At 54.3% G+C, this 21,528-nt stretch carries 20 protein-coding genes; 4 read left to right on the top strand and 16 right to left on the bottom strand.

What is annotated here, in order from left to right:
- Positions 1 to 143: 143 nt before the first annotated feature.
- Complete coding sequence (locus FRY97_RS18055; RefSeq protein WP_147168970.1) at positions 144 to 1,127, bottom strand: hypothetical protein; 984 nt, start codon at positions 1,125 to 1,127, stop codon at positions 144 to 146.
- 750 nt (positions 1,128 to 1,877) lie between these two features.
- Between FRY97_RS18055 and FRY97_RS18045 the strand changes: the two genes are divergently transcribed.
- Together FRY97_RS18045 and FRY97_RS18040 are read left to right on the top strand one after the other, a co-directional pair.
- Positions 1,878 to 2,678, top strand: coding sequence for a UDP-2,3-diacylglucosamine diphosphatase (locus FRY97_RS18045; RefSeq protein ID WP_147168968.1), 801 nt, complete (start codon positions 1,878 to 1,880; stop codon positions 2,676 to 2,678).
- Positions 2,629 to 3,456, top strand: coding sequence for a hypothetical protein (locus tag FRY97_RS18040; RefSeq protein ID WP_147168967.1), 828 nt, complete (start codon positions 2,629 to 2,631; stop codon positions 3,454 to 3,456). Before FRY97_RS18045 ends, FRY97_RS18040 begins: the two co-directional genes overlap by 50 nt.
- A 68-nt stretch (positions 3,457 to 3,524) precedes the next feature.
- Here FRY97_RS18040 and FRY97_RS18035 read toward each other — a convergent pair whose 3' ends face one another.
- On the bottom strand, positions 3,525 to 4,256 hold the full coding sequence (locus FRY97_RS18035) for a hypothetical protein (protein WP_147168966.1): 732 nt from the start codon (positions 4,254 to 4,256) through the stop codon (positions 3,525 to 3,527).
- 699 nt (positions 4,257 to 4,955) lie between these two features.
- On the opposite strand from FRY97_RS18035, the gene recO reads away from it, so the two are divergent.
- Entirely contained in the window at positions 4,956 to 5,684 is a 729-nt protein-coding gene (gene recO, locus FRY97_RS18030; RefSeq protein WP_147168965.1) for a DNA repair protein RecO, read from the top strand.
- A gap of 285 nt (positions 5,685 to 5,969) precedes the next feature.
- Here the strand turns inward: recO and FRY97_RS18025 are convergent, their stop codons facing one another.
- The 4 genes from FRY97_RS18025 to FRY97_RS18010 form a co-directional block, all read right to left on the bottom strand.
- Positions 5,970 to 6,353, bottom strand: a complete 384-nt coding sequence (locus FRY97_RS18025; protein ID WP_147168964.1) for a LysM peptidoglycan-binding domain-containing protein — start codon at positions 6,351 to 6,353, stop codon at positions 5,970 to 5,972.
- Positions 6,354 to 6,944: 591 nt separating this feature from the next.
- On the bottom strand, positions 6,945 to 7,241 hold the full coding sequence (locus tag FRY97_RS18020; RefSeq protein ID WP_246141813.1) for a hypothetical protein: 297 nt from the start codon (positions 7,239 to 7,241) through the stop codon (positions 6,945 to 6,947).
- Between the two features lie 100 nt (positions 7,242 to 7,341).
- Positions 7,342 to 8,211 (bottom strand): pirin family protein, encoded by an 870-nt coding sequence (locus FRY97_RS18015; RefSeq protein ID WP_147168963.1) that lies wholly within the window; start codon positions 8,209 to 8,211, stop codon positions 7,342 to 7,344.
- A gap of 99 nt (positions 8,212 to 8,310) precedes the next feature.
- On the bottom strand, positions 8,311 to 8,751 hold the full coding sequence (locus tag FRY97_RS18010) for a (4Fe-4S)-binding protein (RefSeq protein WP_147168962.1): 441 nt from the start codon (positions 8,749 to 8,751) through the stop codon (positions 8,311 to 8,313).
- 267 nt (positions 8,752 to 9,018) lie between these two features.
- On the opposite strand from FRY97_RS18010, the gene FRY97_RS18005 reads away from it, so the two are divergent.
- Positions 9,019 to 10,839 (top strand): SPOR domain-containing protein, encoded by a 1,821-nt coding sequence (locus FRY97_RS18005; protein WP_147168961.1) that lies wholly within the window; start codon positions 9,019 to 9,021, stop codon positions 10,837 to 10,839.
- A gap of 291 nt (positions 10,840 to 11,130) precedes the next feature.
- Here the strand turns inward: FRY97_RS18005 and FRY97_RS18000 are convergent, their stop codons facing one another.
- The 10 genes from FRY97_RS18000 to FRY97_RS17950 all read right to left on the bottom strand — a co-directional run bounded on the left by FRY97_RS18000 (position 11,131) and on the right by FRY97_RS17950 (position 21,523).
- Positions 11,131 to 11,856 (bottom strand): leucine-rich repeat domain-containing protein, encoded by a 726-nt coding sequence (locus FRY97_RS18000; RefSeq protein ID WP_147168960.1) that lies wholly within the window; start codon positions 11,854 to 11,856, stop codon positions 11,131 to 11,133.
- Positions 11,853 to 12,833, bottom strand: coding sequence for a J domain-containing protein (locus FRY97_RS17995; protein ID WP_147168959.1), 981 nt, complete (start codon positions 12,831 to 12,833; stop codon positions 11,853 to 11,855). Before FRY97_RS17995 ends, FRY97_RS18000 begins: the two co-directional genes overlap by 4 nt.
- A 317-nt stretch (positions 12,834 to 13,150) precedes the next feature.
- Entirely contained in the window at positions 13,151 to 14,872 is a 1,722-nt protein-coding gene (locus tag FRY97_RS17985; RefSeq protein WP_170254730.1) for a BatD family protein, read from the bottom strand.
- Positions 14,873 to 14,906: 34 nt separating this feature from the next.
- Positions 14,907 to 15,548 carry a BatD family protein gene (locus tag FRY97_RS17980; RefSeq protein WP_147168956.1) on the bottom strand — a complete coding sequence of 214 codons (642 nt, stop codon included), beginning with the start codon at positions 15,546 to 15,548 and terminating at the stop codon, positions 14,907 to 14,909.
- Positions 15,549 to 15,749: 201 nt separating this feature from the next.
- Positions 15,750 to 16,493, bottom strand: a complete 744-nt coding sequence (locus tag FRY97_RS17975; RefSeq protein WP_147168955.1) for a tetratricopeptide repeat protein — start codon at positions 16,491 to 16,493, stop codon at positions 15,750 to 15,752.
- A gap of 11 nt (positions 16,494 to 16,504) precedes the next feature.
- On the bottom strand, positions 16,505 to 17,533 hold the full coding sequence (locus FRY97_RS17970; protein WP_147168954.1) for a VWA domain-containing protein: 1,029 nt from the start codon (positions 17,531 to 17,533) through the stop codon (positions 16,505 to 16,507).
- Positions 17,534 to 17,552: 19 nt separating this feature from the next.
- The gene (locus FRY97_RS17965; RefSeq protein ID WP_147168953.1) at positions 17,553 to 18,560 is read right to left on the bottom strand and encodes a vWA domain-containing protein; all 1,008 of its coding nucleotides are present in this window, start codon (positions 18,558 to 18,560) and stop codon (positions 17,553 to 17,555) included.
- Positions 18,557 to 19,579: a protein BatD gene (locus FRY97_RS17960; RefSeq protein WP_147168952.1), complete on the bottom strand. Its 1,023-nt coding sequence runs from the start codon at positions 19,577 to 19,579 to the stop codon at positions 18,557 to 18,559. Before FRY97_RS17960 ends, FRY97_RS17965 begins: the two co-directional genes overlap by 4 nt.
- Complete coding sequence (locus tag FRY97_RS17955; RefSeq protein ID WP_147168951.1) at positions 19,580 to 20,446, bottom strand: DUF58 domain-containing protein; 867 nt, start codon at positions 20,444 to 20,446, stop codon at positions 19,580 to 19,582.
- 81 nt (positions 20,447 to 20,527) lie between these two features.
- Positions 20,528 to 21,523 (bottom strand): AAA family ATPase, encoded by a 996-nt coding sequence (locus FRY97_RS17950; RefSeq protein ID WP_147168950.1) that lies wholly within the window; start codon positions 21,521 to 21,523, stop codon positions 20,528 to 20,530.
- Between the last annotated feature and the right edge of the window lie 5 nt (positions 21,524 to 21,528).

The raw sequence follows: 21,528 nt of genomic DNA, 5'->3' as shown, positions 1-21,528 counted from the left end.
AACGGCCCGGCTACGTGACGTGCCGGACTCTAAATTTACCATTTTCGTCCCAATTCACAAATGCCAGCGCAGCGGCTTTTTCATCTCTATTTCCCTCTCGAAGATTTTTACCGGCATGGCATATAGCCATTGTTAGCTCCAGTTTATTTTTCCGATAAAACTTCATAAAATACTGTTTGCTTAAACTCTTTGATTATTTGCCTCTTAGTCTTGAATATTTTACCCCTCTCCATTTTCCTCTTTTCTTTCTTGGTCCATTCTTCTTTAGGTTCAAAACTACTTTCAAATCGAACTCTTAATCCACATACTTCAGTAGTGTAACTATACCAAACCCCTTTAAGCAATCTTGCCTCATTTTTGAATTCTTGGATCGCTCTATCAGTTTCTAATCGGCTATTGCAACCCATTTCTCTTATGTGCTCTTTTAATCGGTTACTCAATAAATCAATAATTCTGGGATCCTTAACTCTGTCACCTGTAGAGTTCCCTATTAAATCTGAAAACAATACAGTTCCCATTTCTGCTTTATCGCTCGAACAATCATATCTAATCACATTTTCTATGATCATTGTATATTCAATAATACCATAATAAATATCTATTCCTCCTACTATTCCACCACATCCATGCCCAATTAGGTTACTCCTAAATCTTCCAAATTCAGCTGGTATACTTTTATCGTATAGCTCTAAATAATCACAGTATCTTTCTCTATTTTCTATCTCAAGGTTCTTAATCATCCGATATTTAGCAATTAGCTTCTTCAGTGATTTTATGAATTCTCCGCATTCCAATTTCGATCTCTTACTTTCTTCTTGTAAGCACTCACCCTGAATTGACAAACCTAATATTTGCATACTCAAACTATCAATTCTGTCTTTATTATCTTTTTGAATTTCTTCTATAAAATTTTCCAGTAAACTGAATGCTGTTTTTTCTCCCTTTTTTTCATCCTTGAATTGAATACTCGTTTCCAGTTGATTCCAAGCATCATCGTCATTAATATTTATTATCAATCTGTTCAAAACAGAGTTATCTCTATAGTCGATTTGGCTATACAAGTTATGACTATCAGAACCAATCAATAAAATTGTACCAAATATTATTGTAGGAAGAATTCTTTTCATCTAGTTCAAATTGGAGCTAACTCGCTAATACACGCACTTTCCCCCTCATTTGTCGTTCTTTTTCCCACTTTGCCCAGTGCCTTAAGTCATAAATCTCTGATACTTAAGTTGAAGTTATTTGCCGACTAATCAAGGCGAAGGTTCGCGACTTTAGCCCGAGCTAAAGGAGCGGTTCTTTAACGAAGAGTAGGCGGAAAATAACGAAACTTGGGGTGTCAAGGATTTATGGCTTGAGGCACTAGGCTGAGCCTACCTGCTTGCAACGCCCGGTGCGCCGCGCTGTAGCTCAGACGATGCTACAATATACAAAAAAGCCACAATGCTGCCTACTTGCCAATAGAAAAAAAACAGCCTGCCGGTAGGGCAGTGCAGCTGCCCGGTGGGGGAGTGCCACCCCTTGGCGCCGGCCTAGCGCTGCGCAGGGGTGGCCAAAGGCCAGACCCGACGCCTGAAGGGCGAGGGGCCGAGCGGATAGCGAGCCCCGCAGCATAGCGGCACCTGCCATTGGGCAGGGGCAGGCCCCTATCCTTGCGGAGGGGGCAGGCCCTCAAAAAACGGGAAGTCTGTTTTGCGCCTGTGTGCACTAAGCTGCTTTTTTACGGAAGGGTATTGCAGCACAGCTCAAATCTGCGGTAGAAGGCTTTATGAGCGGCGAGGCGCAGCGCACTTGTAGCAATTGCGGCACAGTCATGGAGAAAGGGGGGCTTGGGCAGGAGGGGCAACTGACCGAATATTCCTATTTTTGCCGTCATGCCGAATCCTTCAAAAGTTTACTTTGCCTCCGATTTCCATCTCGGGGTAGATGCCCGCTGCAGCAGCGCAGAGCGGGAGCGACAGGTCGTGCGCTGGCTGGAACAGATCCGGGAGGATGCTGCTGCGGTCTATCTTGTTGGTGATGTGTTCGACTTTTGGTTCGAATACAAAACGGTCGTCCCGAAGGGCTATGTCCGCCTGTTGGGCAAATTGGCAGAGATACGGGATGCCGGGGTGCCGGTCTATTTTTTTACCGGCAACCACGATATGTGGGTGTTCCGTTACTTTGAAGAAGAGCTGGGCATCCCGACTTACCGGGAGCCGGTACTGCGCGAGATCGGCGGCAAAAAGTTTTTCATCGGTCACGGAGATGGGCTTGGGCCTGGCGATCATGGCTATAAATTCATAAAGAAAGTTTTTGCTAACCGTTGGTGCCAATGGCTGTTTGAACGGCTGCACCCCAATTTTGGCGTCGGGCTGGCCAATTATTGGTCGCAAAAAAGCCGGGCTGCAGATAGCCCGGAGCTTAGCCGCTTCCTTGGCCCGGAAAAGGAATGGCTCGTGGCTTACGCCAACCGTAAAGTAGAAGCCTTGGATGTGGATTATTTTGTCTTTGGCCACCGTCACCTTCCTATCGACTACACGCTAAAAAACGGGCACAGCCGTTATATCAATCTGGGGGAGTGGCTCCACTTCAATTCCTACGCCGTTTTTGACGGGCAGGATGTCCAATTACAATTCTTCGAGTATGAGCAGGGCCGGGTTTTTGGTAGGGATACTGTTGTTGATCGCCTTTAGCAGGGGGGCGGCCTGTGCACAAACGCAGGATTCCCTCTTGTACACCCTGCCCGCGGGCGGGGCGGCCTTCACCGTTGATAAGCTGCAGCAGGCTTATGTAGCGGATAGCTCAAATGCCGTGACTAAATACAGCCCTTCTGGGCAGGAGCAGTTCCGCTATTACGACAACAGCAGGGGCCGGTTGGGCTATATCGATGCTACGGACCCTTTCAACCTCCTTCTTTTTTACCCCGACCTTCAGGCTATCGTGCTTTTGGACCGTACCCTCAATGAGCGCGGTGTGCTGCCTCTGTTCGCCGCTGGCGTGCTGCAGGCCAGCGCTGCAGCGCTGGCCCGCGACAACAACATCTGGGTATACGATGAGGTGGCGTTCCGCCTATTGAAGCTGGGGCCTGATGGGGCTGTCCTAGCGGATAGTGGCAACCTGAGCGCCCTGCTCCCCGATCCGCCAAGGAGGGGGGCACAGCTCATGGCTAGGGGCAATTGGGTTTACCTCAACGCGCCTGGGCAGGGCATTTATGTTTTTGACAACTTTACCCAATTTCACGAGCGCCTGCCTTTTGAGGAGGTGGCTCATTTTGAGCTGAGCGGCGAGCGGCTGTACTTGTATGGCGAAAAGGGGCGCATCAGGGCTTACCATACCCGGCTGCTCAGAGAAGTGGAGCTACAGCTGAACACGGAAGGGGCAAAGTTGTGCCGCCTGCAGAACGGGAGGTTTTACCGCATGGGCCAAAATGGGGCGGTGCAAGCCTTTTTGTTGCGCACGGCTGGCAAGTAACAAAAAAGCTTCTGGGAAGCCTGCGTGCGCCTCCCAAAAGCTTTTTGGCATGCTGCTGTGCTTGGCTGTCATTGCCGGTTAAAGTGAAAATCGCGGCTGGCTGTAGCGAAAATGGGGTCCTCGCAGGTCAGGGTATGCTCAAGGACGAGCTCGTCAAACTCCAAATACTTTAAGCTGACGACTGTAATCCCGCCCCGCTCGAATGTTAAGATGAGCCGCTTGCCATCTTGGCTCATAGCCCACGCCCCAGCCTCTGCTATGGCTTTTTCGCCCATGCCCAGTGCCCGCTCGAAAGTGCCGTCAGGGCGGAATTGGTAGCGAAGGTAAGCCGTGCCGTTTGCTGTGGCATTATCAAAGGGGTAAGTCGTATTTTCCCACTCCCCCTGAATGCCTTCCCTGGCTTTCTGGGCTGCACCTTCCATTTGCGGCTGCTTGCGGATGTGCAGGCTGCCAGTGCAAGTGCTCAGGGTGATGCCTGCGGTAGTGAAAGCGACCTCTAAGAGCTGCTGCTTACCGGTTTGGACATCTTCCAGCACTATGGAGCCGCAGTGTTCCGGCATAGGGGCTGCAGACCATCGGAATAGCCTGAGCCCACCGGCGGAAACTTGCTCCATAAGGCCGTTGCTGTAAAAGAAAAGGCTGATTTTTTGGTTGTTCTGGCCGGTGCCGCTCCAAGCTTGATTGGCGAGCTTGTACTCTAAAACAGGGCCGAGCACGCAGTCGGTGCTGAAATGTACCGGCGAAGCTTGCGCGGACAAACTGCCGGCAATGAGGCAAAAGGTTAGGAAATAGGCTTTCATGGATGTAAAAGGTTGTGTGTCGGATGATTTGTGCAAGGCCTGCAAAGCTTAGCGTATGCTGGCCTGTAGTGCTATTGGGGTGACGGCTAACCGCCTTTATTGTTACAGACACAAAGAAAAGGGCAAGGGATGCATTCTGCACATAAAAAAGACGAGCCGGGATGGAACATAGACGAGGGAGGGCAAACCAGCTTGCCGTTTTTTAGGCTTGCCCCCTCCGCAAGGATAGGGGCCTGCCCCTGCCCAACGGGATGGCCAGGCAGCAGGTGCCGCTATGCTACGGGGCTCGCTGTCCGCTCGGCCCCTCGCCCTTCAGGCGTCGGGTCTGGCCTTCGGCCACCCCTGCGCAGCGCTAGGCCAATGCCAGGCTAGTGCCTTAAGCCATAAATCTCTGATACTTAAGTTGAAGTTATTTTCCGGCTAATCAAGGCGAAGGTTCGCGACTTTAGCCCGAGCTAAAGGAGCGGTTCTTTAACGAAGAGTAGGCGGAAAAGAACGAAACTTGGGGTGGCAAGGATTTATAGCTTGAGGCACTAGAGCCCGGAAAGCATAAACGCCTGCGGTATTCTGGTTTGCGCCCGGCGATAGAACCTAAATCCTGATCAACCGTTTTTACCGGTGAAGCCTGCAGCCCGTTTGCCTGCATGTGCCGTTCACCATTTCTCCGTGCGCTTGATGGCGCCTAAAAAAAGATACTTTGTGCTGATCAAAACCCGCGGGATCGTTTTCCGGTCCATGAAATACAGTGAGAGCAGTCTGATTGTGGATGTTTTTACCGAGCAGCGCGGGCTTCGGAGCTATCTCATTCCGGGGGTGCGCGGCAGAAGGAGCAAAATCAGCCCCGGGCTGTTGCAGGTCATGTCTTTGGTGGATATGGTCGCTTACGATAAGCACGAGCGTGGGCTCAACCGGGTGCGGGAGATTCAGAGCGCCGGGCTGTACGACTCCCTGCCTTTCGATCTGCTGAAAAGCTCGATCGGGCTGTTCATCACAGAGGTGGCCCGCAAGGCGGTACGGGAGCCGGAGGAGAATGCCCGGCTGTTTGAATTTTTATTCCGGACGTATCAGTTCTTGGATCAGACCTCGGCCCCGGTTGCCAATCTTCATCTCCATTTCATGCTGGAGCTCAGCTTCCACTTGGGGTTTGTCCCCAATGGCACCTGCTCTCCATCTACCCCTTACTTTGATCTGCGGGAAGGGGTGTTTGTAGCAGAGCCCCCGGTGCACGGGCATGGCTTGCCTGCCCCTTTGAGCGAAGCTTTGTACGCTCTGCTGAGGTGCGGTTATGCGAATTGCCACGAGGTGAAAATGTCGCGGGCACAACGGCAGGAGCTGCTAGATAAGTTGATCCACTTTTACCGTTTCCATATCGATAATTTTCCAGAGATCAATGCGCACCGCATTTTGCAGGATGTGCTGGGCGGATAGGGGCTTGCACCAACAAGTGCCATAACCCCATTGGCCTTTTCAGCCCTGTGATGGCAGCGGGCTAGCGCTGCGGAGGGGTTTCAAGCCCGGTAGGGCCGAGCGGGCAGCGAGCCCCGCAGCATAGCGGCACCTGCCTTTTGGCAGGGGCAGCCCCCTCACATGGTGCAGGCCTAAAACGGCAACAGGCATGCGGGCCAGGGGGGGCGATAAAAAAGAAATGGAAGGCACGCACATCGTCGTACCTTCCACTTTGCTTGGCGGAGCGCTAGCGCCCCAAGCCTGCGCTTAGTCGATGAAAGGGATGGTCAGCTCCTGGCCCGGGTGGATGAGGTTGGGGTCTTTGAGCTGATCGGTATTGGCGTTGAAAATAGCCATGTACTTATTCGCGTTACCGTAGTACTGCTTGGCTATTTTGGAGAGGCTGTCTCCGCCTTTTACGGTGTGTTTGTGGAAGTATTCCGTGGTAGCCACTTTGATATCGGCCTGGATATCAGAAGGCTTTTCCCCTCCAATTTCCTTGATTTTGTCCCAGAGCAGGTTTTTGTGGTACTGCGTCTCTGTGGTGCCTCCGATCTTGAGGGTGCCATCGAGCTCTTCAACGTGCCCGTCTTTGACACCGAGTTGTTCGCCAAGGTCGAGGACAGGCTGGTATTTTGCTTTAACTGACATAATGGGAGTTTGATTTATAGTTTAACAGGAAAAAATACGCGTAAGGAGCTTGGCGCAAGCCATGTGCAATTCAGACGCAAGCTGATTGGGAAGGTAACATTTTTTGGGTTAAGCTGCCCTATTGTTGCTGGGGCGGCAGTGATTTTTACAAGGCTTTGTGCAATCCGGTGCAAGGTGCTGCCGTTATATTAACCAATTATGATATATAGCCCTAGTGGTCTGTCAAGTGTTAATTTATGGGTTGAGTGGGAGCGGATTTTGAGGCTAATCAAGGCGGATGTTCCCGCGCATAGCAGCGCTACGTAAGGGGGTGTCCAACGAAGAGCAGCCTCAAAAGTCGCCGCAGGCAACCCCTAGTTTTAGCCTTGACAGACCACTAGTGGCCAGGAAGCAATTTTTTAGCCACCACCATTCTGAGTGGTGTAACTTTTATCATGGGATTCTAATTGTATTACGGCCTCTGCTTGTGCAGGGGCCTTTTTGGTAATGCGCCTGTTGGGATAATAGCATAGCATCTCTAAACAAGAGGGGCAGCTATTGTTGCCAATAGCTGCCCCTCAGCTTGTGGTTACAGCCTTGAGGTGCTCGGGTCTAGTTGAGCGAGAACTGCATGACGGCGTCTGATGTATTGTGGAACATGAGCTCTGAGATATCGGGGTCCATATAATCGCTCAAGGGCATTTGCGCAATTTGTTCCAAGACATCGAACTCAGAATCGCCAGTCATGATGACCCAAAGCCGGGAGCGGTCCATGGCTAAAGAATAGGCTTTGACCCGGCCGTCGGCCAGCATAGTATTGATGATATAGCGTTGTTTTGGGATGAGCGCCATGAACTCCTCGTCGAAGGCGTGCGGCAGCTCAAACTCTATCATATAGGTCTTTTTCATAGCATTTTCCTTTTGAGGTGGGCAGCGGCAGGATAGCGCACTGCCAGTCTTATAATGGTTGGAAGCGGGCAGATGTTGCCGCGAAGCCGTTAAGGATGGCTTAATATTCGGTATAAAAGCCCATTTTGCCCATTTGGTAATCCCGCATCGCTTCCATCACTTCCGTTTGGGTGTTCATCACGTAAGGGCCCCACTGGGCTACGGGCTCGCCTATGGGGGCGCCGGCCAGGAGCAGCACTTCGCTTTCTTCTGCCAGCCCCCTTAGCGCTATGCCTTCCCCTTGCTGATGGAACTGCAGCAGGTGCTCCGCCCGGTAGTCCCAGTTTTCATTGACTTGCACATGCCCGTGCAGGATGTAGATGAGCGCGTTGTGTCCGGCAGGCAGGGGGGCTTCGGTAAAACCACCTTTGCTCAAGCTGATCTGTGCAGCTATGACCTGTGTATGTGTCCGTGCAGGGCCGGTGAGCCCTTTCAGTTGCCCTGCCACGAGCTTCGTCCTTGCCCGGCCATGATCTTCGCTCAACACAGGCATATCTGCTGCACGTATTTCCTGGTAAGCCGGCTGCACCATTTTATCTTTCTTGGGCAGGTTGATCCAAAGCTGGATGCCTTCCAGTGTGCCCCCGCTTTCGCGGAACTCCCGGCTGGCCCGCTCGCTGTGTATGATGCCGCGCCCTGCGGTCATCCATTGTACGTCTCCTGCTTTGAGGATGCCCTCGTTGCCCCGGCTGTCTTTGTGCCGGATGCCGCCTTGGTAAAGGAAGGTGACCGGCTCGAACCCCCGGTGCGGATGAGGCCCAACATCCAATGGGTCTTCCATAGGCTGTGTATGGTAAGGCCCAAAGTGGTGCAAAAGGAGAAAGGGGTCCACTTGCTCTATCTTTACGGTTGGGAGGGGCTGCTTCACAGTGGCTGCCCCCATATCGATCTCTTCGCTCGCCTGTATATTGGCGACTCCCCGGTATAACATGTGCGGTATTTTAGTGTCAAAACATCAAATGATGTGCCAGGCAAGGCCCCGAGCCATTTAGGCAGTAGCTACGGTTGCGAAGCTGACAGGTTGGCAAGTTCAACCGTCAAAATTTACTTTTCGGTGAGAGCCATCACAGTACGGTTTGTTGGAGGAGGCGCCGCACCGGCAGAGGGCCGTTGTGCCAGTGTGGTTGTGAGCTTGCCCGTCGCTGTGTTTGACGGTGATGCCCCCTTTGACGATTAGCGGCCCACCGGGGGCAACTTCTATTTCCAGGGGCGCTTGGCTTTCGCTGCTCGTGTCTGCGGGCTCTTCCCCATTGTAGTAGGCCGAAAGCGCACCGGAAGGGCACTGTGCGGCCTGTTCGATTATCGCTTCCGCGGAGGTGCCTTCGGGCATGATCCACGGGCGCGATTTAGGGTCGAACACCTCCGGCAAGCCTCGGAAACAGCGCTCGGAGTGGATGCAAAGGCTGGGTTTCCACACTATGGTGACCTCCCCGTTCGAGTACGTCTTGGTTTTGGATGCTGATGTAGACATTAGATATGGATTTTAATGAGGGCATCGCCCGGCGCTTGGGCCGCGCAAAATGATGACAGCAGCCTGTAACTTCAACAAAAAAGTGGAAAACCGCAAAAAAAAGTGGAAATTTGGATACCGCCCGTACAAGCGCTTCGACAAGGGCAACCGCCATTCAGCAGGGATACATTGCCGGGGCTGGCCCCATTGCATAATTTACGGCCCGCCCACTGCGTTTGGAAAGGGCAGACCGTGTGCACACCTACACAAAAACGAAAAATAGATCCTATGAAAAAGCTTTGGCACCTTTTCAGCCTTATCCTGCTCACTTCTATTGCGGCCTATGGGCAGGCCGATGCCTTCTACACGGTACAAGTCGGCACCTTTATCGACGCCAAGCCAGAAGACTTCACCGGGCTGCGCGAGGTCGGTTTTGTCCATGCTGCTGAGCTTGGGAGCAATCTGGTAGAGGTGTACGTCGGTGGCTTTGACAACCGCGAAGCTGCAGAGGCTATGGCCGATCAGGCCCGGCAGAAAGGCTATGCAAACGCATTCGTGCAAGAGCGCCCCATTGACCCCAACACCCCTGCTGCTATTATCCAATTTGCTACCCGGCAGGTCGACCGGCCCATCCAATGGGAAAACCTGGCTGCGGCCGGCCCGCTGTTCGGTATCTTGAACGGTAACCTGATCAAGGTCGCCACAGGCCCATTCACCAGTGAAGAAGCGGCTAAAAGAGCACTCCCTGCCATACGCGGCCTCGGCTACCGCGATGCTTTTGTCAAGACAGTGAGCAGCAGTTCCCTGCTGCCGCTAACCAGCTTCGAGACTGGGGTGAAGAAACCGCTCATCCCCATTGCTATGGAAGAGGAGACCACCGCCAAGTCGGTAGATGAGCGCCCTCAGGGCTACGGCAGCACAACCGGTGGCCGCCTGCCGAATGGCAATGAGCCCCAACCTACCGGCATGTTGCGCCCCGCAAGTGCAGAAGCGTACCTGGAGGCTACGCCCGAGCCACAAGAAACGGTTGTGCCCAACATCCCTTCTACCTACGATTACGCTGCCGGCAAATCGGTCCCCCAAACTGGATTCGCAGCGGAAGCAGCTATGGACTTGCCAGCAATTGATGGCAGTGTGAAACGCACCTCTGTCTTGGAGCTGCAAAAAATCCTGAAATCTGCTAAAGCCTACACGGGCTCTTTAGACGGCTACTATGGCCCTGGCACCGCAGCAGGGTACGAGAAATATGTAGCGGGCAGCCGTACCCTGCAGCGCTACCAGGTTTTGGCAGAGTATGCGCCCCTTCCAGGGCAGGAGGGCGCAGCTGGGCAGCTACAGGAGGCCGTAAACGAAATGGGCTACAATACCGCCGCCGCCGCCCGTTTGGACCAATTTGCAGACGACCCCCTGGCCAAAGCCTATCAGGCCTATCAGCTGTTCCTCAACTTTGGGCCTGGCCAAGAGGTCAATCAGCTGCTGAACACGGCCATCCAAGGCGCTTTCAATGGCAAGCGCCTTTCCGGCCTCCCTTTCGACCCGACTTCCACTTACGCTTACCAAGACATGGGGCAGGTGATCTTGCACCTGCATTATGTGCATGCAGCGCCTGCCACAGAAGAGGCTGCCCCCTGTTGGCTCATGGCCCGCCACCCTCAGGAGACCGGGGCCGCCTATGAAGCCCTTGCCCCTCAAGTAGGCAAGGCTCTCCGGCTCGAAGGCTGCGGGCAGTTCGACAGCTGGCCAGAGGCCCGGGTGCTGGTCAGTATCGCAGCAGACCTCAACGATACCCAAGCATTTAATGCCAGCCGCCTGCAACAGGCTGCCACCGAACGGGCTCGGCTGTACCTCGCCCCTCAGGCTCTGAACGAAGAAGAACAGAAAGGGGTAGAAAAATGGCATCAGAACCTGATCAATGGCCTCAACAGCTGGTCGGTGCGCGACCCGCTCAACGAACGCCTCTCCGCAGCATTCAAGGCCATGTATTTCCAGACTCAGGTGCGCCTGGAAGATTACTTCATGGACAAAGGCTTTGACCGGAAAAAAGCTCAGGGGCTCGCGCTTGCTACCTTGCATACCCTAGTGGCTTACCATATGGAGCGCTTTGTCTAAAACAAAAGGCTTGGCAGGCTGTCCGGGGCGCTGTGCTAAGGCGCCTTTCAGCTTGCTCCTTTTATTTGGGGCCTGCCCCTGCCTGAGGGCAGGTGCCGCTATGCTGCGGGGCTCGCTGCCCGCTCGGCCCTGTCGGGCTGGCCACCCCTCCGCAGCGCTAGTCCACAGCCATCCTGATGCCCATGCCTGCGCCATTTGGGTAGTTTTCCTCCTTTGCCCCACCAAAACATCCCCCAAAAGGTGCATTTCTGCGTTTGGGCAAGTAGGGCTTCAGTATACAGCGGCACAAGATCAGTACCGCAGGTCAAACTGCTTGCCGCGCACCTGTGCCAAGACTTCGGGGGTAGCCGCGCCGTGCTCTAGGTACACCACCATCAGGTAAGGTATTTTCAGCAGGGGAGAATAATCTTTGATCGGGTTGCCCTGACGGTATAGCCCTATAGTGAGGTCGAACAGTGCGGGCAGCCCGATCAAGGGCGAAAGGTCTTCCACTTTGTTGTTCCAGATGCACAAGCTGCTCAGTGCCTGCATGCCAGCGAGCGGGCTGAGGTCGCTGATTTGATTGTTGTCGCACCAGAGCGTTTCCAGCTTGCGCAAATTGGCGAGCGGGCTCAGGTCCTTGATGTGGTAGTTGTAGTCGACCTCAATGTGGGTGATATTCGTCAGGTGTTTCAGTCCCGAAAGGTTGGTCAGCTGAAAAGGGATGCGTGGCGGGTTGTTCCTCCGCTCAAAGCTGCCATTGCCGGTCAGTAAGACCTTTGAGAGCTGGAAAAGGAACTGCAGCTGTTCATCAGAGGGCTTGAACTCTTCAGCCTTGGAGAGAAAAACACCGATGGCAAAAGCTTTCCTCCACTGAGGCTCAAGGTCGAGCCACCACTGCAGCCGTTTAAGGGGGGTATCGAACCACTCCGCATCGCGGTGGGCACTATTTTCCAGCATTCTATTGCCTGCTTCCAGCGATTGATCGAGGGCAAAGAGGGCTTGGTTCAGCTGAGATTTGGAGACTTCCTGGCTCATGATATTTCGGGGTTAGGGATGCATTGATAATGGGTTAGGTGCCACTTTTCGAGCTCGGCGACCCGTGCTTTTAGATTTTTGGCCATCAGCTTTAAGTAATCTTCCCATTCAAAGTCTAGGGACTTCAACAGCTGATAGGTGCTTGACCGGGTTATAGCCTGATGCTCCTCTTCTGTATCCCGCAATTGCTGCCGGGTACGCTCAATCAGTTGCCGGAGGGCTTCTGCATCCTGTACCGTATCGAGGGCGAAGTCAAACTCCGGGCTTTGGGACAAGAGGTTGGCGATAGCCGAAACCCTCGGCAGGTCATTGCGGGTGTAGGCCTTGGTCAGTTCCTCAAATATTTCTTGCGCCCGTTCCCTTTGTTCCGCTTTCACCCGATCGGGATGGCAAAGGAGGCAGGCTTGGCGGTACAGCTTTTTGAGTTTGGCTATATCCGGCTCACTGAGGACAAACTGCAGGTCCTCGCTCTTTAGGTTGAAAACGGTGGCATAATTTTCGTAATCTTCAGCAGCTTTATCTGCAGTTTCTTGCAGCTCCGGATGTTCTTCGGCTTGCAGGCGCAGTTTCTCTTTGCTCAGGAAGAGTGCCCTGAAAATGTATTCGCTGGTTTGAGCTTGGTAGCGCGCCTGGAAACTATCAACTGCCCGGGCGGCTTCTGCCCGCTGCTCCTGAGCTACGGACAGCTGCTGCAGCAGATAATGGTAAGCTACCTTGAGCTGGCCGATTTCGGGGTCGGGCCGCAGGGCTGGCTTGATCAGCGCCCCTTCTAAGGTTCCGATCAGCTCAAGGGCATCCGAAAAGTGGCCCTTTTCCAGCGCTTCTGCGATGAGCCTGCTGCCCTGGCCCGGGCTCTCTTTTTGGAGCCTGCCGGCTATGAGCACCAAGCTTTCTTTGTCTTCCAGCGCGATAAATTGCCGGATAGCCTTTAAAGTCTTCAGTGAAGGTGGGGTGTTTTCTTGGTATTGTTCAGCCATATTCATTTGCGTTGCCGCAAAAGCAACGATGGGAAGGGCTCAGATAGTTCCCGGAACAATGTAAAACATCAGCAGCCCAGTGCTGTTTCGGCCAGCTGAAGATAAGGGGCGTAAACCAAAATGTGGCAGGCGTTTATGCTTTTCAGGCTTTATAGCCTGGCGTTGGCCTAGCGCTGCGCAGGGGTGGCCGAAGGCCAGACCCGACGCCTGTAGGGCGAGGGGCCGAGCGGACAGCGAGCCCCGGAGCATAGCGGCACCTGCCCTCAGGCAGGGGCAGGCCCAAAATAAGGAGCAAGCTGGTTTGCGCCCAAGATAGGCTACACTGCAGCCTTTTCCAAGGCAGCGAGGACCTCTTTAGCCCTACGGTAGGTGCTCTCCATGCGGTCGGGGGAGGCCTGCCCGGCAAAAAGGGCGAGCTCGCAGTCTTGTACCAGCTGTAAGGCCTGCTGAATAAGCGAAGGCTCCATTTTCAGCTCTTGCAGGCGCTGCTCCAGGCTGTCCTTGGTAAGAGCAGATCGGGGCAGGCCTAGTTTATCAGATACGAAGCCCAGCATTGCTTTAGAAATCGCGTCATAGCATGCTCGGCTGTCACCTGAAGTGCGGTAAGCCTCCGCCTCCGCTAAGCGTTTGCGGACCATCTCCTCTGCATCTCGGGCTCTGCGTTCTTCCGGGCTTAGCGCTGCCCGCTGTGCTTGCAGCTTCCGGAAGCCCATCAGGCCGAAAAAGAGCACAAATGGGGCGGTGGCTAACCCCCAAAATGTTGCGGAGCCCAGAAAGGGCCGTCGTGCTGGCACAAGGCTTGGGTCGAGCATAAGCGGGCCAATGTCTTCCTTTAGGCTTAGCGCAGCATCAGCCGAAGCAGGCTGGCCGCTGCCGGGCGTTATGGTCAAGGTATAGGCGCCCTCTCGGAGCGTTAGGTAGGCCGCGCTGTCTGGCGAAAAGTAGGTAAACTCTGGCATGAAAGAGAACGTGCCGGGCTTGCGCGGCAGCAGGAGGTACTCAAATACCTTTTTCCCGGAAATTTCTTGACCGGTCTCAAAAGAGCCCTCCTCTATAGCTTTGGGGTCGTATACTTCAAAGGCTTCTTCCGGCAGCAGGAGCACAGGAGCCTCTACCCGCTTGATGTCGCCATCCCCTCTGACGGTAAGGAGCAGCGTAATGGCATCGTCTGTGGTAGCCCGTTTGGAGCTGAGCTGAGGGGTAAGGCGGTATTCGCCAACCGCGCCGGTAAAGGTAGGGGGCGCTCCTGCCGGGAGCGGCTTCACGCTTATCGCCACCTCATTGGTGGTCACGGGTATTGGCTTCACTTCCGGAGAGAAAAAGAAGCTGCGCCTGCGGTTGGCCCCGTCTTCCACCACTCCCAGCTGTACGCTCATGGCATCTACCTTGAGCTGCCCGGTCTGCTGTGGGAAAAGCGCGATGCGCTTGAGCACTTTGGTCGTATATTGTACTCCGTTGATAACTTCCCGCATGACCCGCCCGTCAAAACGCCGGACATCTTGGGCAAAAAAGCCCGGGTAGCCCGATTCTTCCAGGATATTGTAGTTTTCGACATCAAGGGTAGTATACAGCTTATAATCCAGGAGGATCTGCTGGCCGATATAGGCTTCTTCTGCCTGCGGTTCGGCCCTGATGAAAACCTGCTGAGCACTGGCCTGCATCCCCGGCTTCCCCTCCACCACTTCAATGGTAACGGGCTGGGTCTTCAGCTTTTGGCTGCCGGAGGCAATGCTCGCCGGGCCAATAGTAAAGGTGCCCTTCCGCCGGGGCTTAAGGGTGTAGCTGTAGCCTTCTGTCCGGCTCACTTCTCCATTGAACATAGTCGTGCTCATGGAACGGCTAGGCCCATTGACAATGATGAAGCCTTCAAAAGAGGGAGGGGAGAACCCCCGGCCCTGGCCGTCTTTTAAAGTGAAAGTGATGTTGAAATAGCTGTTCTCCAATACCTGCCGGGCGTCAGCCTCTGCAGTGAAAGACGGCTGTGCCCACGCCAGGGCCGGCAGGAAGCTGTACAGGGCAATTAACAGCAGGTTTTTCATACGGCAGTGATATGGGCAAGGCTTTAAGCCAAGCCTAAAGTTTGTAAGTTTTGCGTTGTTTTTTCTTAGGTGCTTGTGGCGCTTCATGGGGCTGAGGAGGCTGCATGCGCTCCATCAGGTCTTTGAAGGCTGGGTGTTCCTGCAGGTTGAAAAATAGGGAGGAGGGGTCTGGCATTTCGCCAAAATCGGGGAAGCCGAACCCTTCAAAGCCAAAGCCATTTAGGCCAGGCATATTGAAATGTGGGGCCTGCTGTAGCTCTGGCATCTGGTGCGATTGCTGAGCCCCATCGGGGTTGGGCACAACGATGACCTCCATGGGGATGGACTCCAAAATTTGGCCATCTACCCGCACGCTGGCTGGCTCAATGAAGTAATTGCCTACTTCACGAGGCAGAAGGAGGTAGGTGTAAGAGACTTTTTGAGCAGCCTGCCCATTCACAATGCTCATGCTAGAGGTGTAGTTGGGGCCGCTCGCTACCTCAAAGCCGGTAAAATAGGGGGCCTCAAAGTCTTCGGGCTGCCCATTTTCTACCGTAAACCGGACTTGGAGGGCGTTGCCCATCAGCAGGGAGTCGGTGCTCACCTCCACGGTGAAGCGGACTTCGCCCGGCCTGTCCTGCGCCTGCAGGCTAACCAGGCTGATCAATGCACTGAATAGAAAAATGCTGGTCTTCATGGTTGCGCAAGGTTTATGATGAATACTAAATTCAAAAGACTTGATGCATCGGGGAGTATTGCAGGGTTGAAATGGCACTTTCCTGCCCACGCTATGCCTTTTTTAGTCAATTGACTTGAGCTAAGCACTTAAAAGAGGGCGGCGTGTGGCTGAAAATAGCCTATTTTTCCATATTGCACTGCCCCGCCGCTTAAAGTCTGCTTACCAGTCTTTTTCGCTCCGGGAAGGCTTGGCAGACTGTTTTTTAAGTTTTTCCATCACCTTCTGCTCTTCTTCCTCAATGATGCGGAGCAGCCGCCTGGCTTCGCCTTCAGACAGCTCCTGCTTGTCCGAGGGCTCTGTTGGCGCCTCTTGTTGTTCTTGTTGCTGAGGAGGGGCATTGCCCTGCTGTTGCTGTTGCTCGTTTTCTTGTTCCTGTTGGTTATCGCCAGATTGCTGCTGCTGCTGCTGCTCTTGGTTTTCTGGCTGCTCTTGGTTTTCTTGTTCTTGCTGCTGCTGCTGCTGCTGTTGTTGCTGCTGCTGCATTTGCAGCATACGGCGGGCCTGAGCAAGGTTGTATTGAGCGGACTGATCGCCGGGCCGGCGGCGCAGGGCATTTTTATAGGCTTCTACGCTTTTATCGTATTCCTGCATTTCGAACAGGGCATTGCCAAGGTTGTAATAAGCTTGTGCCTGGACGTTGGCATCGTCTGTGGCATTAGCCGCTTGCTCAAATTGCTTAAGCGATTCTTCGTACCGGCCCTGCTGATAGATAGCGTTGCCCAAGTTGTACTGCCCTCGGGCACTGGGTTCGGCTTCGATGGCTTTGCGGTAAGCTTCTTCTGCGGAGGTGTAAGCTTCTTCCTGGTAAGCCTGATTGCCATTGCGGAGCAAGCTCCGGGCAGATTGCCCGCTGAGGGCAGTGCCTGCAATAATCAGGCTCACAAACGTAAGGACGTATTTCATAGCCTGTTGTTTTAGTCAAATAAGCGCCCTTCCTGGCTGGTGTTTTTCCTGTTGTAAGGGAGCAGGAACTCTGCTAGCAGCAGTGCTATCGCTAGCCCTATAAACCATTGGAAGGTGCTTTCGTATTCTTCAAAGCTGCGCTCTTCAAAGGAACGCTTTTCCATCCGGTCAATCCGGTCTTTCAGTGCTGCAAGGACCGCCTCGCTGCCTGCATTGAGGTTGAAGTAACGGCCATTGCCGGCTTGTGCAAGAGCTTGCAGCATATCTTCATTAAGGGCGCTCCGCACGGGGTTGCCCGTCTGATCGCGTTTGTACATTTCGCGCCCGTTCTGGACAATGGGGATGAAGCCGCCCTCTGCGGTGCCGACGCCAATGGTATAGATAATCAGCCCATTTTCAGCAGCTTGTTTGGCACGGGCCTCAGCTGCTTCGTCGTGGGTTTCCCCATCTGTAATTAATATCAACGCTTTATGGCTCTTGTTGTTGGGCTCGAAGGCTTCTTCTGCCACGGCTAGAGCATCAGCGATGGAAGTGCCCTGGTTGGGCAGCATATCGGGGTGGGCTGCACGGAGCGCCAGCTGTATGGCACTATAATCAGTGGTGACAGGCGATTGCAGAAAGGCTGCGCCTGCAAAATAGACCAAGCCCAGGCGTTCGGCCCTTAGGCCTTCAGATAAGCTCTGGGCAAATCTCCGTGCCCGTTCGAGCCGGCTGGGCGTGATGTCTTCAGCCAGCATGCTCTGGGAAAGGTCAAATGCAAGGATGACATCCACGCTCTTGCGCTCGTAAGTCATTAGCTTGGCCCCATACTGCGGGTTGGCCCAGCCCAGGGCCAGCAGGGCCACTGCGCCAAGCAGCAGGCCCAACTTGAGGTATTGCCGGTAGCGGGAGGCACCGGGCATCAGCCGGGCGAGCAGGCTGCTCTGCCCCAGCCGCGCTAGTGAACGCTGCCGGAGCTGCCGGGCTGCCCAAAACAGCAGCCCAATCAATGGGAGCAGCAGCAGGGCGTAAAGATGTTCCGGATGTTCAAATCTAAGCATAGCTCTTGTTGTCTTTGGCTTAAGGGATGGTGCGCAGCAGGGTGAACCGCAACAGCACTTCTGCCAAGAGCAGCAGGAGCCCCCAAAGTACAAAGGGGTGGAAAGCCTCGCTGTACCGCTTGATCACTGTCACATCGATCTGGCTTTTCTCCAGCTCGTCGATCTGACTGTAAATCTGTTGCAGGCTCTCCGCTGAGGTAGCACGGAAATAAGCGCCATTGGTCATCTCTGCAATTTCCCGGAGCAGGGCCTCGTCTATTTCAACGCTGGCCATACCGAAAATGTAGCGCCCGTCGCTGCGCCGGCTGATGGGGGTGAGCGCATCGCCTGTAGAGCCTACCCCGATGGTATAAACTTTGATGCCGAGCTTTTGGGCGATCTGTGCTGCCATGGCCGGATTGATGTAGCCGGCGTTGTTCACCCCATCGGTCAGTAAGATGACGACCTTGCTCTCTGCCTCGCTGTCTTCAAGGTGGCCAACGGCAGTGGCCAGCCCCATCCCAATGGCGGTGCCGTCTTGTAGCGCCCCACATTCGATTTGGCTGAGGAACCCTTTCAGTATGCGGTGGTCTACAGTGAGAGGGCATTGGGTGAAAGCTTCGCCTGCAAATACGGCGAGCCCGATGCGGTCGTAGGGGCGTTTGCTGACAAATTCAGCGGCCACCGATTTGCTGACTTCCAGGCGGTTGGGCTCAAAATCCTGAGCGAGCATACTGCTCGACAGGTCAAGGGCGAGCATAATGTCAATGCCTTCCGCTTCTACTTCTTCTTCTTTCAGGACTTCCTGCGGGCGGGCCATAGCAACAATCAGGCTGGCCAGGGCCAGCGCGCGCAGCACCGGCAGTGCTTTTTGCAGGCGGGCACGTAAGGAGGCCACTTGGCTTACGCCAGAAAGGCTGGGCATACGCAGGGCAGGGTAGTGCTGGCGCTGATTGCGGTAGAACCACCAGCCTGCCAGGGGGAGCAGCAGCAGGAGCAGAAGGAGCTCCGGGTTCAGGAAGATGATATTTTCGCCAAGGAGGTTCATGCGTTCGAGGTATCTGTTGTGCCTTCTTCCGTTTGTGGTTCGTAAACTTCTTTCCGCCCATCGGCGTAAATGGCGATCATCAGCTCCGGTTGGCCTGCTGTAGCTGCTGCAAAACGGCGCAGCCGCTGTAAGGCTTCTGCATGGAACTGTTCAGGTGGTGCTGCTTTGGCAAACTTGACAAGGTCGGCGGTCTGCAGCAGCTGCTGTACCGTTTGCAGCCCTCCTTCTGGCAGGTGGGCACCTTTCAGGCGGTCCAGGATTTCAGTCGTTGTCAGTTCCCGAGCAGGTATCTGATAGCGGTAAGCGAGGTAAGACCGGGCGTGGGCGGTCAGCTCGCTGTGGTAGGCTTTAGTCTGCCCTTGCTGCCAAAGCCCTTTTTGCTCGAGCTCGTCCAGTTGTTCCAAGAGGTATTCCCGCAGGGTGAGGCGGCGGGGAGGGGCAGGGGGCTTGGCATCGGGCCTTTTATTTTTCCACAACCAGTACCCAACCAGTACAAAAGCGGACAGTAGGAGCCCGCCTACAGCAAACGGTAGGTAGTCCCGGAGGGTCAAGGGCTCATCAATGATGGCCTTGATGGGCATCAAGCGTACAGAGTCTGACTCGGCCGGGAACCCCATGATCTGTATGCCGGGGCTGTTCGAATAGGCGGTGTCTTGCCCTTGGTTATAAGGGATGGGCACCGGCGGCAGCTCATAATAGCCGCTGTCCCAGAAAATGAGGCCATGCTGTATGGTAAGTATGCTCAGTCCGTTTTCACCTGCTTTTTCTGCCTGGCGCGTTTGCAGGATCTCCAGGTTTTCGATGGCTTCCCACGCTGAGAAATCGGGCTGTGCAAAGGTGCCGGCCTGGCCGGAAAGGGTAAGCGTTGCCGTTACTTCCTCCCCAAATCTGGCATCGGGCTGGCTCAGCTCGAGCCGTGCCGCAGGCTGCCCGGCAAGTGGGCTGGCTAGCAGAGTGAGCGCCCCAAACAAATAAAGGTGCCGGGCGCAAAGGGCGGTATATGGCTTAAAGCGCTTCATTTATCGGCGTTGTTGAAAAAACTGGTGCAAAGCATCAACGTAAGATTCATTGGTGCGGATATTCATAGCCGCTGCGCCGCTTTTGCGGAAAGTCGAACTGAAATACCCCAAATGCTCTTGATGCCAATTGGCATAAGCTTCCCGTACCTGCCGGGAGGAGGTGTCTATCCACTGCAAGGCACCGGACTCCGCATCTTGTGCCCTCAGCAGCCCCACATTGGGGAGCTCCTCTTCGCGGGGGTCGATCAAGTTGACCCCAATCACATCGTGGCGGCGGGCAGCTACGCGCAGGGGCTGTTCATACCCCATGGAAAGGAAATCGGAGATGATAAAGCAGATGCTCCTTTTTTTGACCAGGTTATTGAAATATTCAAGGGTGGCCCCGATATCGGTCCCTTTGCCGGAAGGCTCAAAGTTGATGAGCTCCCGTATAATGCGCAGGATATGCTGTTTGCCTTTTTTGGGCGGTATAAAGCGCTCCACATGGTCGGAGAAAAAGGCAACGCCAACTTTATCGTTGTTGTTGATGGCGGAGAAGGCCAATACGGCGCAGATTTCAGTGATCATTTCGCTCTTCAGCTGATTGACCGTGCCAAAAAAGGAGGACGGGCTGATGTCTATCAAGAGCATGACGGTCAGTTCCCTTTCTTCTTCAAAGATTTTGACATGTGGGTCGCCGGTCCGGGCAGTGACATTCCAATCGATATTTCGCACATCATCCCCGTATTGATAATCGCGCACCTCGCTGAAGGACATGCCCCGCCCTTTAAAGGCAGAGTGGTACTCTCCGGCAAAGAGGTGCCGGCTCAGGCCTTTGGTTTTGATTTCAATCTTGCGGACTTTCTTCAGCAGCTCGCTGGTTTCCATAAGCGGGGTGGTTTGTCGGCAACGAAAAAGATTCAGGGCTTACCGGTACAGGCGCAGGGCTTCGCCTAAGCGCTCCAAATGCTAAGGCACTTCCACCGCATCCAATACTTGGTGGATGAGGTCTTCCTGAGTGATGTTCTCCGCTTCAGCCTCGTAGGTGAGCCCGATGCGGTGGCGCATTACATCAAGGGCAACGCTGCGGACATCTTCAGGGATGACGTAGCCCCGGCGGTGGAGGAAAGCTTGTGCTTTGGCAGCCAAAGCAAGGTTGATGCTGGCCCGGGGCGATCCTCCATAGCTGATGAGGGGTTTGAGGCGGCCCAAGTTGTGCCCTTCCGGGGTACGGGTAGCAAAGACGATGTCGAGTATGTAGCGCTCTATTTTCTCGTCCATGTATACCTTCCGGACCGATTCGCGGGCTTTGATGATCTCTTCCGTTTTGACTACAGGCCTGACGGCTCCGAAGCTGGAGCTGCCCAAGTTGCGGCGGATGATTTCGAGCTCATCCTCTTTGCCTGGGTAAGTGATTTTCACCTTCAGCATGAAGCGGTCCATCTGGGCTTCGGGCAAGGGGTAGGTCCCTTCCTGCTCAATAGGGTTCTGGGTGGCGAGGACGAGAAAGGGCTCCTCAAGCTTGAACGTATTGGTGCCGATGGTCACCTGCCGCTCCTGCATGGCTTCGAGCAGTGCGCTCTGCACTTTTGCCGGAGCCCGGTTGATTTCATCAGCCAGGATGAAATTGGCAAAAATGGGCCCCTTCCGCACGTTGAAGTCGTTGGTGCTGGGGTTGTAGATCATGGTGCCAATGATATCGGCAGGCAGTAGGTCTGGCGTAAACTGAATGCGGCTGAACCTTGCATCCACTGCCTGCGAAAGGGTTTTGATGGCCAGTGTCTTGGCCAGCCCGGGCAAGCCTTCCAACAAGATATGCCCTTTGGTCAGCAGGCCGAGCAGCAGGCGGTCGATCATATGGTGCTGCCCTACAATGACTTGTGCGGTTTCTGATTTCAGCCGCTCCACGAATGCGCTGTCCAGGTAAATTTGCTGATTGAGCGCTTCGATATCTATAGATTGCATAGTCT

The organism is Phaeodactylibacter luteus, from assembly GCF_007993045.1.
In the GTDB taxonomy this organism is placed as follows: domain Bacteria; phylum Bacteroidota; class Bacteroidia; order Chitinophagales; family Saprospiraceae; genus Phaeodactylibacter; species Phaeodactylibacter luteus.
Note: the sequence above shows the minus strand (reverse complement) of the source record. Positions and strands in the feature narration are given on the sequence as shown.